General features: G+C 62.7%; 16 protein-coding genes and 1 tRNA gene. 10 read left to right on the forward strand and 7 right to left on the reverse strand.

Going from position 1 to position 15018, the window contains the following annotated elements; genetic code table 11:
* Positions 1–165: 165 nt before the first annotated feature.
* Both HV770_RS20625 and HV770_RS20635 read left to right on the forward strand, forming a co-directional pair.
* On the forward strand, positions 166–492 hold the full coding sequence (locus HV770_RS20625; RefSeq protein ID WP_175162523.1) for a hypothetical protein: 327 nt from the start codon (positions 166–168) through the stop codon (positions 490–492).
* A 447-nt stretch (positions 493–939) separates the two neighbouring features.
* On the forward strand, positions 940–1185 hold the full coding sequence (locus tag HV770_RS20635; protein WP_175162524.1) for a hypothetical protein: 246 nt from the start codon (positions 940–942) through the stop codon (positions 1183–1185).
* Positions 1186–1327: 142 nt separating this feature from the next.
* Here the strand turns inward: HV770_RS20635 and HV770_RS20640 are convergent, their stop codons facing one another.
* The gene (locus tag HV770_RS20640; protein ID WP_175162525.1) at positions 1328–2062 is read right to left on the reverse strand and encodes a pentapeptide repeat-containing protein; all 735 of its coding nucleotides are present in this window, start codon (positions 2060–2062) and stop codon (positions 1328–1330) included.
* Positions 2063–2171: 109 nt separating this feature from the next.
* Between HV770_RS20640 and HV770_RS20645 the strand changes: the two genes are divergently transcribed.
* Both HV770_RS20645 and HV770_RS20650 read left to right on the forward strand, forming a co-directional pair.
* A complete protein-coding gene (locus HV770_RS20645) occupies positions 2172–2489 on the forward strand; it encodes a DUF2288 domain-containing protein (protein WP_168662328.1) in 318 nt (105 codons plus the stop codon).
* A complete protein-coding gene (locus HV770_RS20650; protein ID WP_175162526.1) occupies positions 2486–3847 on the forward strand; it encodes an MATE family efflux transporter in 1362 nt (453 codons plus the stop codon). The genes HV770_RS20645 and HV770_RS20650 overlap by 4 nt, the downstream gene beginning before the upstream one ends.
* A gap of 233 nt (positions 3848–4080) precedes the next feature.
* On the opposite strand, the gene HV770_RS20655 is transcribed toward HV770_RS20650, so the two are convergent.
* Complete coding sequence (locus tag HV770_RS20655) at positions 4081–4248, reverse strand: hypothetical protein (protein WP_175162528.1); 168 nt, start codon at positions 4246–4248, stop codon at positions 4081–4083.
* Positions 4249–4419: 171 nt separating this feature from the next.
* On the opposite strand from HV770_RS20655, the gene HV770_RS20660 reads away from it, so the two are divergent.
* The 5 genes from HV770_RS20660 (at position 4420) to HV770_RS20680 (ending at position 7182) form a co-directional block, all read left to right on the forward strand.
* Positions 4420–4599 (forward strand): hypothetical protein, encoded by a 180-nt coding sequence (locus HV770_RS20660; RefSeq protein WP_121315268.1) that lies wholly within the window; start codon positions 4420–4422, stop codon positions 4597–4599.
* Between the two features lie 507 nt (positions 4600–5106).
* Entirely contained in the window at positions 5107–5265 is a 159-nt protein-coding gene (locus HV770_RS20665; RefSeq protein WP_175162530.1) for a DUF3309 family protein, read from the forward strand.
* A 94-nt stretch (positions 5266–5359) separates the two neighbouring features.
* Positions 5360–5436 (forward strand) — tRNA-Pro (locus HV770_RS20670).
* Between the two features lie 274 nt (positions 5437–5710).
* Entirely contained in the window at positions 5711–6169 is a 459-nt protein-coding gene (locus tag HV770_RS20675; RefSeq protein ID WP_175162532.1) for a SixA phosphatase family protein, read from the forward strand.
* A gap of 200 nt (positions 6170–6369) precedes the next feature.
* Positions 6370–7182 (forward strand): GNAT family N-acetyltransferase, encoded by an 813-nt coding sequence (locus HV770_RS20680; protein WP_121315271.1) that lies wholly within the window; start codon positions 6370–6372, stop codon positions 7180–7182.
* 115 nt (positions 7183–7297) lie between these two features.
* Here the strand turns inward: HV770_RS20680 and ppx are convergent, their stop codons facing one another.
* Positions 7298–8923, reverse strand: a complete 1626-nt coding sequence (ppx, locus tag HV770_RS20685) for an exopolyphosphatase (RefSeq protein WP_175162534.1) — start codon at positions 8921–8923, stop codon at positions 7298–7300.
* A 201-nt stretch (positions 8924–9124) separates the two neighbouring features.
* Here ppx and ppk1 point away from each other — a divergent pair, with 201 nt between their 5' ends.
* On the forward strand, positions 9125–11188 hold the full coding sequence (gene ppk1 / locus HV770_RS20690; RefSeq protein WP_175162536.1) for a polyphosphate kinase 1: 2064 nt from the start codon (positions 9125–9127) through the stop codon (positions 11186–11188).
* 92 nt (positions 11189–11280) lie between these two features.
* Here the strand turns inward: ppk1 and phoR are convergent, their stop codons facing one another.
* The 4 genes from phoR to pstB all read right to left on the reverse strand — a co-directional run bounded on the left by phoR (position 11281) and on the right by pstB (position 15012).
* On the reverse strand, positions 11281–12594 hold the full coding sequence (gene phoR / locus HV770_RS20695) for a phosphate regulon sensor histidine kinase PhoR (RefSeq protein ID WP_175162538.1): 1314 nt from the start codon (positions 12592–12594) through the stop codon (positions 11281–11283).
* 108 nt (positions 12595–12702) lie between these two features.
* On the reverse strand, positions 12703–13404 hold the full coding sequence (gene phoB / locus HV770_RS20700; protein ID WP_028199153.1) for a phosphate regulon transcriptional regulator PhoB: 702 nt from the start codon (positions 13402–13404) through the stop codon (positions 12703–12705).
* Between the two features lie 26 nt (positions 13405–13430).
* Positions 13431–14135, reverse strand: a complete 705-nt coding sequence (gene phoU, locus HV770_RS20705; RefSeq protein ID WP_074764835.1) for a phosphate signaling complex protein PhoU — start codon at positions 14133–14135, stop codon at positions 13431–13433.
* 28 nt (positions 14136–14163) lie between these two features.
* Positions 14164–15012 (reverse strand): phosphate ABC transporter ATP-binding protein PstB, encoded by an 849-nt coding sequence (gene pstB / locus HV770_RS20710; RefSeq protein ID WP_042322166.1) that lies wholly within the window; start codon positions 15010–15012, stop codon positions 14164–14166.
* Positions 15013–15018 lie beyond the last annotated feature (6 nt).

Raw genomic sequence — 15018 nt, forward strand, 5'->3', positions numbered from 1 at the left:
GCCGGGTGCTTCGACGTTTTTGTGGGCCGCCGTTCCGCACGCCTTGGCGCGCCGGGCATGCGCCCTGCAAGCGGAGCGCGGGAACCTGGCGTGCTATAAAGCGCTCAATTCAGAAAGACCCGGCCTCGCGCCGCGTCTTTCTCTGTTATCTGTAAGGAATCTGCAATGAAGAGCGCATTGGCGGCCGTCGCGACGGCCGCAGCGGTCGGTCTCGGCCTGTTGACGTTGGGCAGCCTCGGCGGCTGCTCCAGCACCACCACCATGACTTACCTGCCGAGCGGCGACACCGGCTTCGCGATCAACTGTAGCGGCAGCGACGCGAGCGCCAGCTGGGCGCAGTGCTACAAGCAGGCGGGCGAAGTCTGCGGCAACTACGGCTACGACGTCGTGTCGAAAGACGTCGACAACGGGGCGACCTCGGGCGGCTCGGTCGGCGGCATTTTCGGTGCGAATGTGAAAAACCGATCGATGGTGGTTCGCTGCAAGCAATAAAAGCGGCTGCGGCATACGTGCTCTCGCGCCGCGCGAGTTAGCGGCCGCGCCAGCGTCCGGAGCGCGGATCGATGCGCGCGGCAAAGCGGAACAGCACGCTGAGCGCGATCGGCCAGACGCCGAGAAAAATGGTTAACCAAGTCATGGCCGGCGCGATGAAAGATAGTCTTTCATGATCCATTGCACATATGAATCCCCGGTGACTCATGCGGCTAACGGATAAAAAAAAGCCCGGCACGAGGCCGGGCTAACGGGGGTTCGGCGCATATCGGCAAAGGACCGGTTCACCATGCGCCAGAACGAAATGTAACAACCCCTATTTACATGCGCAATCGATTAATTTCGCAGTCAATGTGACGCGGCGTACGGAATCGGCGCGCCGGGAACAAAAATTGTCGGGATTAAGCCGGTTAAAACCGCCGCGCGCTTCGACCGCCGACATAATCGATGTGCCAAGTCGAAAACCCGAATGCCGCGGCGAACCGCACGAAACAAGGCTCTGGAAAAACTCGCGCCAATGGCCTGACGAAAGGCCTCTGGCCGATTTTAACTAACCGGTACAGCCTTAAACCGACGCTTAACGCTTTGCGTATCTGCGTGCGCCAACGCACCAAACAAATGGATTTAACCGATAATCAAGCCCGGACTACCGACATTATTTGTTCACAAGAAAATTCGCTGACAGCGGAATAACAATAGTATCAAATCAACCGACCAATTTTGATCTCGAATCCAAACGACCTTCTGAGCCCGACATTCAAATGACAAATACCGGCGCAATCGTTTGGCTTGTCCGGATTAACGAATCCGGCTGGCCAGAAACTAAAAGCAGAATTCACATCACTCGCAAGCCGAGTTCGGTGACGAGCACCGCGGCCTGCTGATGCGAAATCGTCGCGCCTTTGAAAAGCGCGGCATCGACGAGCCGCACGCCACTCAGATCCGCCTCGCGCAGGTCCGCGCCGTCGAAACGTGCGCCCTTCAGATGCGCATCCTTAAGGCTGCCGCCATCGAAAACCGCCTCGCGGAAATCGACTCCGGCGAGGTCGGCGTCGGAGAAATCGAGCTGCTCCAGTGTGGCCTTGCGAAACGACAGGCCGCGCAGATGCGCGCCCACGAGCAGGGTTTCGGCAAAGCTCAATCCCAACGCCGCGCAAGCCTCGAAATTCGCGCCGGTCAGCTTGCAGCCGCGAAACGACGCCGACGCGAGCTTCGCGCGCCGCCAGCTGGTGTTGTTCAGATCGCTCGACTCAAACGTGGCGTCGACCAGATCGGCCGAGCCGAAATCCGCCTCACGCCCACGGCAACGGACCCAGCGGGTATGCGAGAGCGCCGCGCCGAAAAAGGAAGTCTCCGCGATCGTGCAGCGATGAAATTGCGCACCGCGCAGATCGAGTCGCGACAGATCGGTGCCCTCGAAATCGCAGTCGGTGAAATGAAGCGGCACGGGGTGGCCGGCATCGGCGTGGCGCGTAGCGAGCAGGCGCTCCACCTCGGCGCGTGTGAGCGTGGCTTCGCTCATGGCGCCGCTTGGCGTGCCCGCGGCGGGCGTCGTTGAATCCAGTGACATGAAGGTTCAGAATCGATTTTCGAAAGACCTCAAGCGTACCGGAACGCGCGCCGCCCTGGCGGCCCGCGCCGATGGTTTATAGTAACGGCCCCGTCAGAACCCGCTTACGATGACTTCCAACGACGCCACCCACAGCACCCACAGCCCGCTGTACGCCAAGCTGCTCGCCGAGACCGCGAAGATCGGCTGGACCGAACTCGAACGCTTTTTCGCGCGCGGCATGCTGCTGCGCGTCGCACGCGATCTCGATCTCGTGAGCGTCGCCGAAGCGATCGCCGGCGACGACACCACCCAGGTCACGCAATGGCTGTCCGCCGGCCTCGTCGAGCGCGTGCAGGCGGAGACCGCCGCCGATTTCGCGGCGCGCGACCCCGACCTGTGGGCGGTCGTGGTGTCGCCGTGGGTGTGCGTGCAGGAACGCACTTGAGCGAAGCCGCACGCGGCGCCGATGCGCCCGCGCCCGCTGTTCCAGTGCGCTGGCATCGCCGGGTGTTGGCGCTCGCGTTTCCGATCGTCCTCGCCAACCTGACGCAGCCGATTCTCGGCGCGGTGGACACCGCCGTCGCCGGTCATCTGGACGGCGCCTCGTATCTCGGCGGCGTCGCGCTCGGCGGGCTGTTCTTCAACTTCGTGTTCTGGGGCTTCGGCTTCCTGCGCATGGGCACCACCGGGCTCGTCGCGCAAGCGCACGGCGCGGGCGATGACGCCGAGTTGCGCAACACCGTCATTCGCGCGCTGCTGATGGCGCTCGCCATCGGCACGGCGGTGCTGGCGCTGCAACTCCCATTGATCGATTACGCCTTGCGCGCGCTTGGCGGCAGCGACGCGGTGCAGCGGCACGCGCGCATCTACTGCCACGCGCGAATCTGGGCCGCCCCGCTTGCGCTCGGCAACTACGTGGTGCTCGGCTGGCTGCTCGGCACGCAGCGGGTGCGGCTCGCGCTGCTCTCGCAGGTGTTCATCAACAGTGTGAACATCGTCGCGGTGCTGCTCTACGTGTACGGCTTCGACTGGGGCGTGGCCGGCATCGGCGCGGCCACCGCCACCGCCGACGCGCTCGGCTTCGTGCTCGGCGCGGCGCTGCTCTGGCACGGCCGACCGCGCGGCCTGCCCGCGCTGAGCCGCGCCGCGTTGTTCGACACGGCGGCGCTCAAGCGTCTGGTCGTGCTCAATCGCGACATCTTCGTGCGCACGCTGTGCCTGCTGTCGTCGTTCGGCTGGTTTGCACATCTCGGCGCGCGGCAAGGCGACGCGACGCTCGCCGCGAATGCTCTGCTGCTCAATTTCCAGACCTTCATGGCATATGGACTCGACGGCTTCGCGCATGCCGCCGAGGCGCTCGTCGGCGCGGCGATCGGCGCGCGCGACCGGCACGCGTTCGCGCAGGCGGTCAAGGTCACCGCACTGTGGTCCGCGCTCGGCGCGCTGTGTTTTGCACTGGTGTACTGGGGGGCGGGCGCGTGGATCGTCGAACGTCTGACCGATCAGGCCGCAGTGCGCGTTGCCGCCGAAACCTACCTGCCGTGGGCTGCGCTTTCGCCGCTGGTGTCGGTGTGGGGTTTTCTGCTCGACGGCGTGTTCATCGGCGCGACCCGCACGCGCGAACTGATGATCTCGATGCTCGTGTCGCTCGCCGTGTTCGTGGCGGTGTCGTCGGCATTGCTGGCGCTGCACGGCAATCACGGTCTATGGGCCGCGATGATGATCTTCATGGCCGCACGCGGCATCACGCTTGCGCGGTACTTGCCGGGTGTCTTGCGCGGCGCCGGGAGCGCTGCGGCGTGAACGTCGTCGCCCGGGCAAAACGGGATCGCGCACGCTTCACGTGGCGCATTATTCATTTCGCATTGCGGTAGCCCGTTACGGCTTGAAACAAGCGCATACATATCGCCGGCGACGCTCGTCCTAGAATCATCTCAGCCCGCGCTCTCCGCGCGAACAGTCTGCGCGGGTCAGAAGCACCGGCGTGCCCGCGCCGGTTGCTTCGCCTCCTTAGTCTCTCCTGCGCCCTCGCTTTCTCAAGGCGCAGCAGAGGCAGGCACCATCGACGGCGGACGTGTATCGGTGGGCACGCCGTGATAATCGGCGGGATCTTGCGGCGGGCCCTGATGGTGGCCGGACGGCTTGTCCGCGCAACCGGCAAGACCGGCGAGTAGCAGCAAGGCAATCATCGGAACGCGGAACATCGTAGTCGTTTCTCCCAACGTAGGCGGATATCGGCGGCCATGCGGCCACCGGAGCGCCATGAGTCTACCCGCAAAGCACGATACGCGACGCCGCGGCACGCTTAGCGCCCCTGTCATTTCGCGATGCGTGATCTACTATGAAATTGTGGCCGCTTGTGAGAGGAGACTGTCATGGACGCTGAATCGATCGCGGGTCTGGTCGGGCTTGCCATAGGCCTGAGCGTGCTGCTCGCCTTGTCGATTTTCGAATCGAGAACGTACAGGCGCGAACACGACGGCGAAGGGATGCTGCACCACTGGCTGACTCACCAGCACCTGCATATGCCGCATTGGAGACGCCCGCGGCACTGAGCGTGGCGTGGGGGCTCGCGCGGTGCGCGACTGAATGGTTGATGCGTCATGTTGGCGTGGGCGGATCGATGTCGCCCATGTCTGTCGTTTTAAGGTGACGCAGGCAGCCTGAAAAATCGGCTGATGCCGCGGGTTGCGCCGCAGGGAGCGCGCGTCGCATGTCAATCGCATGCTCGGTTCCTGCGCGCGTTAATTGACCTAACAGTGCATCACGCGCTTGCCGCTGCGCGCGCCCACACTCTCCTCACGCAGTCACGCTAGGAATACGCGCCACGTGCGTGGCTTTTCTGCGTCGTCACAAAACCTCCCGCTTCGTCGCGCCCAGCGTCGCCTTCGCACACACGCCTCGCCGATTGTCCGGTTCATTGCCACTTCTCAGGCACATGCCTTGCTGAGCATGAGCTTGCCAAGCACGCGCAGAATGCGCGTCAACGTCCCGGCGCGCACGCGCCGAACCAATCGACGATGGGGCCCAGTCATTCCAAGGGCCGCACAGGGAGAACTCAAATGACCATTGGAACCATCCTGCTGATCGTGCTCATCGTGCTGCTCATCGGCGCGTTGCCAAGCTGGCCGTACAGCAGCGGCTGGGGCTACCGCCCGACCGGCCTGATCGGTGTCGTGCTGATCATCGTGATCGTATTGCTGCTGATGGGACGCATATAACGCATGTAAAAGGCGCCCTTGAACGCCCCTTTTCAGTCCGACGCAATTCGTGGTTGACTCTGGCACCCAATGCCACGTAGAATCTCGGATTCGTCGGAGCGTAGCGCAGCCTGGTAGCGCATCTGATTTGGGATCAGAGGGTCGAAGGTTCGAATCCTTTCGCTCCGACCACGAAAAGCAATACGAAACCCGCGTAGCCTTCGGCTTCGCGGGTTTTTGCTTTTGGGCTCCCGCTTTGTGTTTTCACTTTTGGCTCTCGCCCGTCCGATATGCGTCGCGTGAGTGGAAGCATAAAAAACGCGACGCCCCTCGGCTTGCGAACCACCAGCTTCGCATGCGACAGTGGTTGACGATTGAATAAAAAGCCAACGCTGCTTATCGCCGCAACTATGGCCGCAACTACGGCCGCAAATAGCGCACCGCAACCAGCGTCAAGGAGACACGCATGGATCTGATTCTCTGGCGTCACGCCGAAGCCGAAGATTTCGCCGCCGGCGATCTTGCCCGCGCCCTCACCACGCGCGGCCGCAAGCAGGCGCAAATCGTCGCCAAATGGCTGCGTACCCGCCTGCCCGCCGACGCCGTCGTGCTCGCGAGCCCCGCAGTGCGCACCATTCAGACCGCCGAGACGCTCAGCGACCAGTATCGCGTGGTGCGCGAGCTCGCACCGAACGCCAGCGCGGCCGACGTGCTCAGCGCCGCCGGCTGGCCCAAGGGCATCGCGCAGACCGTAGTGATCGTCGGGCATCAGCCGACGCTCGGCCATGTTGCCGCACGGTTGCTCGGCGACAGCAGCGCAAGCTGGCCGTTGAAAAAAGCCGGCGTGTGGTGGATCGCGAGCCGCGAGCGCGACGGCGGCGAACAGGCCGTGTTGCGCGCCGCCATCACCCCTGACCTGGTGTGAGCCGGCAGGGATAAAGGGCCTTCGGCGGCACCCAGTTCGCAGGCATCCGTCATGCGCGCGAACGGCGCCCGACATTACAACCCGCGCGCACGCGGCTTACGGGCAGTCATCCAATCGTCATGGCTTTGCCATGCGAGCGTCACCGGGCGTTACTACATTGGCGAAAAAAGAAATCTTCCTTTTTTCGACCAGGACCCCCAATGCGAGAACTGCCGACGCCCACCCTGCCCCTCGCTTCGATCTTCGAAACGCGCCGTCTGCCGCGCGCCGAGGAAACGGTCACCGCGCAGCATCGGCTGCAAGTCACATGGGCGCGCACCGACGAAGAGTTGCGCGAAGCGCAGCGGCTGCGCTACCGCGTATTCGCCGACGAAATGGGCGCGCGTTTGACGGGCCCCGCGGGTCTCGACGTCGATGCGTTCGACGCTTACTGCGATCACCTGCTGGTGCGCGACCTCGACACGCTGAAAGTGGTCGGCACCTATCGCGCATTGCCGCCGCATCAAGCCGCGCGCATCGGCCGCCTGTATGCGGAGAGCGAATTCGACGTGTCGCGCCTCACGCACCTGCGCGCGAAGATGGTCGAAGTGGGCCGCTCGTGCGTGCATCCCGACTATCGCAGCGGCTCGGTGATCATGTCGCTGTGGGCCGGGCTCGCCGCGTACATGAAGCACAACGGCTACGAGACGATGCTCGGCTGCGCGAGCGTCGCGATGGTCGACGGCGGCCACTACGCGGCGAATCTGTATTGCTCGCTGCGCGAGAGCGCGCTGACGGCACCTGAATACCGCGCATTCGCGCATACGCCGCTGCCGGTCGATGAATTGCAGACGGGCGTCGATGTGGCGCCGCCGCCACTCGTGAAGGGTTATCTGCGTCTCGGCGCGAAGATTTGCGGTGCGCCCGCCTGGGACCCCGACTTCAATACCGCGGACTTTCTGACGCTGTTCCGTCTGTCCGACATCAATGCGCGCTATGCACGTCACTTCCTCGGCGATGCGTTACCGCGCTAGGTGCGCATGGCGTGATTGACGCAAAAAGAAAAAAGCCCGGCGGTGGTCGCCGGGCTTTTTCATTCTGTCATCCGTTCATCCGTTCACGCCGCGCATCGCGAACGGCAAACGCCTGTCACTCGTCCGTATAGACGACGCGATACGGAATCCCGACCTTCTCCCACTCCGCCGCTTCCTGGGTCAGGCTGTAGTCGGTCAGCGGATTGTTGGCCACCCATTCGTTCGGCAAGCGCACCTCGTAGCCGCCATTGGCTTGCGCGACCGTGATGCCCGGCAAACCGACATCCGCACGCCGGCGGCACAGCAAAGCCGCGAGCCGCAGACAGAACAGCAGCGGCCATTCCACCTCGCGCGTTTGCGACAGCTTGCCGAGTTTGCCCGCGTGACCGAGCACGAGCGCTGCGAGCCGCGCCTGGTCGGTGCGCGAGAAACCCGGCATGTCCGCATTGCTGGCGATGTAGGCCGAATGCTTGTGATAGGCGCTGTGCGAAATCGACAATCCGATTTCATGCAGCGCCGCCGCCCAGCCAATGAACATGCGGTTTTCCAGGCGACGCTCTTCGTCGGGCTCCGCGAACTGGTCGTAAAAGCTCGCCGACAGGTCGGCGATGCGCCCCGCCTGCGCACGATCCACGCCATAGCGGCGCATGAAGCCTTCCACCGTCACCGTGCGCATGTCTTCGTGCTGCGAGCGGCCCAGCAGGTCATACATCACGCCGAGGCGCAGCGCGCCGTCGGTGGTGTCGACGTAATCGACGCCCAGTTCGTCAAACACCGCAATCATGATCGACAGACCACCGGCCAGCACGGGAATGCGGTCGCTCTTCAACGCGACCAGCTTCAGCCGGTTGACGTTCTCGGCCTTGATCAGCGCACGCTTGAGCCGTTCGAGCCCGCCGCGCGAGATGCCGTGAGTGACGCCCGGATCGTTGAAATTATTCGCTTCGACCAGTTCCGCCAACGCGCGCGCGGTGCCCGACGAACCGATCGCCTGCTCCCAGCCAGTCTTCTTGTACTCGGCGGAGATGATCTGGATTTCGCGGCCGGCGGCGAGTTCGGCCTGGCGCATCGTGTATTCATCGACGTTACCGGCCGGGAAAAACGCGCGGCTATGGCTCACGCAACCGATATACAGACTCTCCATCTTGATCGGCGTGTAGTGCGAGCCGATGATGAATTCCGTCGATCCGCCGCCGATATCGACCACCAGCCGCTTACCCGGACTAGCGGGCACGGAGTGTGCGGCGCCCGCGTAGATCAGACGCGCTTCTTCGCGCCCCGCGATCACTTCGATCGGAAAGCCCAGTGCGGCCTGCGCCTCGCCGAGAAATTCGCCGGCGTTCTTGGCGATGCGCAATGTATTGGTGGCGACCGCGCGCACATGATCGGGATGAAAGTCGCGCAGCCGTTCGCCGAAACGCTTGAGCGCATCCCAGCCGCGCACCTGCGAGGCGCGATCGAGCATCTTGTCGCGCGACAGACCGGCGGCGAGGCGCACAGGCTCGCGCAACGCATCGACTTGATAAATCTGGCTGCCCGCGTCGGTTTCCTCGACCCGGCCGACGATCAACCGGAAGCTGTTCGAACCGAGATCGACTGCGGCGAGAAGTTGTGGCGTATTGACCATCGGGTATGCAGACTCCATGCGCGCGAGCGCGGCGGCAGTGAGCGCAGAGGACGTTGCGTGACCGTCCGCTGCTCTGGACGCCTTGTGTCCGGCCGCGCTGTTCAAAGACGCCATTCTAAGCGTACGGGGCCTCACGGTGTCACCTCACGGAGATGCGGGTATCCCATGGTCCCATACGGACTGCGTCATATTGACGACACGCAACGAATCGGGCGTAGAATAAAAAATCCGAGAATGTCATAACAAAGTCATCTTACTGTGAGAATTTCCGAGCGTCTTTTCGCCTCTCTCCCTGACATTCCATTCTCGCTGCCGATGTCCATCCGCTATCCCTTATTGAATCGCGAACTGGGCATTCTGGGTTTCAACGAGCGTGTGTTGGCACAAGCTGCCGACCCAGCCGTCCCTTTGCTCGAACGCCTGCGCTTCATCTGCATCACCAGCAGCAATCTCGACGAATTCTTCGAAGTCCGCATGGCCGGACTGCAGGAACAGATGCGCGACAACCCCGGCGCACTGTCGCCGGACGGCATGTCGTTGCAGCATGTCTACGACCTCGTGGTCGAGCGCGCGCAGAAGCTCGTGCATCGTCAGTACACGATGCTGCACGACACGGTGCTCACCGCGCTCGAAGCGGAAGGCATCTATTTCCACGGCACCGAAGCGTGGAATGAAGCGCAGACCGAATGGGCGCGCAACTACTTCTTCGACGAACTGCTGCCGGTGCTCACGCCGATTGGTCTCGATCCCGCGCATCCGTTTCCGCGCGTGCTCAACAAGAGCCTGAACTTCGTCGTCGAACTCGAGGGCAAGGACGCGTTCGGCCGCCAGGCGATGATGGGCATCGTGCAGGCGCCGCGCGCGCTGCCGCGGCTCGTGCGCATGCCGCAGGATCTGTCGGGCTATCCGCACGGCTTCGTGCTGTTGAGCTCGCTGCTGCAGCGCTTTGTCGGCGAGTTGTTTCCGAATCTGGTGGTGCGCAGTTGCAATCAGTTTCGCATCACGCGCAATAGCGAATTGTTCGTCGACGAAGACGAAATCACCAATCTGCGCGTCGCGTTGCAGGGCGAATTGCCGGCGCGCCATCTGGGCAATGCGGTGCGGCTCGAAGTGTCGGCGGAGACGCCCTCGCACGTCGTGCGGCGGCTGCTCGACGAAAGCGGCCTCTCCACCAAGGACTGCTACTTCGCGAACGGCCCTGTCAATCTCGTGCGGCTAATGCAGTTACCGGAAATGGTGGACCGGCCCGATCTGAAGTTCGTGCCGCATATCCCCGCGACGCCGTCGCAAGTCGCCAACAGCACCAACATGTTCGATGTGATCGACCAGGGCGACGTGCTGCTGCATCATCCGTACGAGAGCTTCCAGCCGGTGCTCGAACTGCTTTTGCAGGCGGCCAAAGATCCGAACGTGATGGCGATCAAGCAGACCATCTACCGCACCGGCACCGACTCGCCGCTGATGGACGCGTTGATGCAGGCCGCGCGCAACGGCAAGGAAGTCACGGTAGTGGTCGAGCTGCTCGCGCGCTTCGACGAGGAAACCAACATCAATTGGGCCTCGCAACTCGAAGCGGTCGGCGCGCACGTCGTGTACGGCGTGGTGGGTCACAAGTGCCACGCGAAGATGATGCTGATCGTGCGGCGCTCGTCGGTGGGCGGCAAGACGACGCTCAAGCGCTATGTGCACCTGGGCACCGGCAACTATCATCCGCGCACCGCTCGGCTCTATACCGACTTCGGCCTGCTGACCGCCGATCAGAGAATCTGCGAAGACGTGCACCACGTGTTCCAGCAATTGACCGGCATCGGCGGTGAACTGAAGCTGCACGAACTGTGGCAGTCGCCGTTCACGCTACATCCGAAACTGGTCGAGGCGATTCGCGCCGAAGCCGAGCATGCGCGCGCCGGCAACAAGGCGCGCATCGTTGCCAAGATGAACGCGCTGCTCGAACCCACGGTGATCGCCGAGTTGTACGAAGCATCGCAGGCGGGCGTGAAGATCGATCTGATCGTGCGCGGTGTGTGCTCGTTGCAGCCCGGCGTGCCGGGGCTATCGGAGAACATCACGGTGCGCTCGATCGTCGGGCGCTTTCTCGAACACCACCGGATCTTCTACTTCTACGACGGCGGCAAGGAACAGGTGTATCTGTCGAGTGCCGACTGGATGGATCGCAACTTCTTCCGGCGCGTGGAAGTCGCGTTCCCGGTCAACAACCGGCGCCTGAAGCGGCGGGTGATCGCCGAAGGGCTGTCGGCATTTCTCGGCGACAATCAGACCGCGTGGCTGATGCAAAGCGATGGTCACTATCGCCGGCGGCGGCCGGGCAAGTCGTCGCGCAATGCGCAGATGAGTCTGCTCGGGAAGTTCTGTCCGTAACGAAGGCTACGGTGCTCGCCGTCCTCGCGAGCCGCCGAAGCGAACAAAAAAACCGCCTTTTCAGGCGGTTTTTTTTATGCCGATGCCTTCCGTCAAACCGGTGCCGGCTGCCGGCGCGCGGTGCGATACACCGGAAAGCGCACGGTGAAGGTACTGCCGCGCCCCTCCTCGCTCTTGACGTCGAGCTGCGCATCGTGCCGCTGGAGCACGTGCTTGACGATCGCGAGGCCGAGTCCCGTGCCGCCCGTATCACGCGAGCGGCTGCGGTCGACGCGATAGAACCGCTCGGTCAAACGCGGAATGTCCGCAGCCGGAATGCCCAACCCGCTGTCTGTGACGGAGAACACCGCATGCCCGCCTTGCGCGTGCCAGTTCACTTTGATCGCGCCGCCGTCCGGCGTATAGCGAATCGCGTTCGTCACCAGATTGCCGAAAGCGCTGAGAATCTCGGTTTCAACGCCGGTCACGGTCAATCCTTCGTCTGCGTCGAACATGATCCGGTGATGATCGCTCGACAGGCTCTGCGCGTCGTCCCGCAGATGGCGCAGCACCGCGCGCATGTCGATCATCTGATCGCTCGGCGGCTTGTTGTCGCCCTCGAGTTTCGCGAGCACCAGCAAGTCGCTGACGATATGGCGCATGCGCGACGCCTGCTGTTCCATCAGTTCGAGATAGCGCGAGCGCTCGGGCTCGCTTAACGGCAACTCGCGCAACGTCTCCAGAAAACCGGAGAGCACGGTCAGCGGCGTCTTCAGTTCATGCGAGACATTCGCGACGAAGTCGCGCCGCATCGCGTCGGTGCGCTCTAATTCGGTAATGTCCTGCGACAACACCAGCTTGCGATTCTCGCCATACGGAAACACCTGCACCGACAGCACGTTCTGGCGCTTGTCGCCCATGCCGCGCATGATCAGCATTTCCTCGTACCGGTGCGAGTTCAGGTAGCGGACGAAATCGGGGTGACGCACCAGATGCGTGATGTGCTGGCGCAGATCGCGTTTCGCATCAAGGCCGAAGTGACTCTCGGAGATCGCGTTGCACCACTCGATCTGATCGTGATCGTCGAGCATCGCAACGCCGTTCGGCGAGGCCTGAATGGCCTGGATGAAACGCGAGTGCTGCTGCTCGACCTGGCGCACCTGGGCGTGCCAGCGCTTCGCGAGCTTGTGCAGGCGGTAGTAGATTTCGCCCCAGATGCCCGGCGCGCTCGGCACTTCGCCGTACACCGGTGCATCGAGCAGGCGCCACAGGCGCTGTTTGTGAAAGGTGCTGAAGGTGCTCTGCGCAAGCAGCATGACGATCGCGAGAACGAGTCCTGTCTTGACGTTCACGAGCGCGCCGACCACCACGCACAGAACAGCCAGCAGCACGACCGACACGATGGAGCGCGCCCAGATGATGTTCATGGTCTAGCGATCGAAGAGAAAAACACGCGCCCGGCAATGAAGGGGCGGCGCCTGGTGTTGCGAAAGTGATGTATGCGGCCTTCACGGCGCGAGCGCCGCCCGCCGATCTCAGGCGCTCTTCGCCAGCCGGTAGCCGCTCCCGCGTACCGTTTCAATCATAGCATCGCATCCGGCCGGCTTGAGCGCCGCGCGCAGGCGCTTGATGTGCACGTCCACCGTGCGCTCTTCGACGAACACGTGATCGCCCCACACCTGATCGAGCAGTTGCGTGCGGCTATGCACGCGCTCCGGGTGCGTCATGAAAAAGTGCAGCAGACGGAATTCCGTCGGGCCAAGATCGAGCTTGATCTCGCTGCCTTCGGCATGCGCGGCCACGCGATGCGTCGCCGGGTCGAGCTTGAGGCCATTGATCGCGACGAGGTCTTCGGTCAGCTGCGGCGCACGGCGGCGCAGTACCGCCTTGATGCGCGCCATCAGTTCCTTCGGCGAGAACGGCTTCGTGACGTAGTCGTCGGCGCCGATTTCGAGGCCGAGCACCTTGTCCTGCTCGTCGCCGCGGGCGGTCAGCATGATGATCGGGATGTGCTTCGTGCGCTCGTTGTTGCGCAGATCGCGGGCGAATGCAATACCCGATTTTCCCGGCAACATCCAGTCGAGCAGGACGAGGTCGGGCAGCACGTCGCTGATCAGGTTCTGCGCCTGCTCCGCGTTGTACGCGCGAATCGGGCAGTGTCCGGCGTGTTGAAGATTGACCGAAATCAGTTCGGAAATAGCGGGCTCATCTTCAATGACGAGAATGCTGCTGGGCATCGGCACCTCTGGTCCTTATCTCTGGATTAACTGAGTGCTTCGCGTTCGAGCGCGTCGCGCGATTTGTGCCGCACGTCGGTGCCCTTGACGATGTAGATGATGAATTCGGCGATGTTCTTCGCGTGGTCGCCGATGCGTTCGATCGCCTTCGCGATGAACAGAAAATCGAGGCCCACGGAAATGGAGCGCGGATCTTCGGTCATGTACGAAATCAGCTTGCGCACGAACGCACGGAATTCCTCGTCGATCGCTTTGTCGTCGCGCACGATTTGCGCGGCGGCGACCGTGTCGAGGCGCGCGAACGCGTCGAGCGCGCGGCGCAGGATCGACACCGCCATTTCGCCCGACAGCTTGATCTCGGCGATATTGATGGTGCGCGACGCGCCGTCTTCCATCAGACGCTTGGTGCGCTTGGCGATTTTTTCGGCTTCGTCGCCGGCGCGTTCGAGATTCGTGATGGTCTTCGAAATCGCGATTAACAGGCGCAGGTCACGCGCGGCCGGCTGACGGCGCGCGATGATGTTGCTGCACTCTTCGTCGATGTCGACTTCCATCTTGTTCAGGCGATCTTCGGCGGCGATCACCTGTTCCGCGATATCGAGGTCGAACTCGTTGAGCGCCTGCATCGCGTTGACGATCTGCGACTCGACGAGGCCGCCCATTTCGAGCACCTTCGAGGAAACCAGGTTCAGATCGGCATCGAACTGGCTGGACAGATGTTTATCGGACATGTCGTACTCCGTTGTTTTGTTCGGCGGATCAGCCGAAGCGGCCCGTGATGTAGTCTTCCGTTTCCTTGCGGACCGGCTTGATGAAGATCTTTTCCGTGTCGCCGAATTCGATCAGTTCACCGAGGTACATATAGGCAGTGTAGTCCGAACAGCGCGCCGCCTGTTGCATGTTGTGGGTGACGATGACCACCGTGTAATCGCTCTTCAGTTCAGCGATCAGTTCTTCGATGCGGCCCGTCGAAATCGGGTCCAGCGCCGAGCACGGCTCGTCGAGCAGCAGCACTTCCGGACGGATCGCGATGCCGCGCGCGATGCACAGACGCTGCTGCTGCCCGCCGGACAAACCGTAGCCGCTCTGGCCGAGCTTGTCCTTCACTTCGTTCCACAACGCGGCCTTGGTGAGCGCCCATTCGACGCGGTCGTCCATCTCCGAGCGCGGCAGCGTTTCGAACATCTTCACGCCGAACGCGATGTTGTCGTAGATCGACATGGGAAACGGCGTGGGCTTCTGGAACACCATGCCGATGCGCGCGCGCAAGAGCGAGATATCGCGCTTGGAGGTCAGCAGGTTTTCGCCGTCCATCAGGATTTCGCCTTCGGCGCGTTGTTCCGGATAGAGCGCGTACATCTTGTTGAAGGTGCGCAACAAGGTGGACTTGCCGCAGCCCGACGGGCCGATGAACGCGGTCACCTTGCCTTCGGGAATCTGCAGGTTGATGTTCTTCAGTGCGTGATACTTGCCGTAGAAGAAGTTCAGGTCGTTGACTTCGATCTTGGGGCGCGACGGCGACGACGCCTGGCCGCTCTGGGCGGGGTCGAAACCGGCGGGTGCAGTGGGACGCGCGATCGGATTGAGTTGGGTTTCTGCCATATTCATCGGATT

The sequence above is a fragment of the Paraburkholderia fynbosensis genome, assembly GCF_902859935.1.
Classification (GTDB): domain Bacteria; phylum Pseudomonadota; class Gammaproteobacteria; order Burkholderiales; family Burkholderiaceae; genus Paraburkholderia; species Paraburkholderia fynbosensis.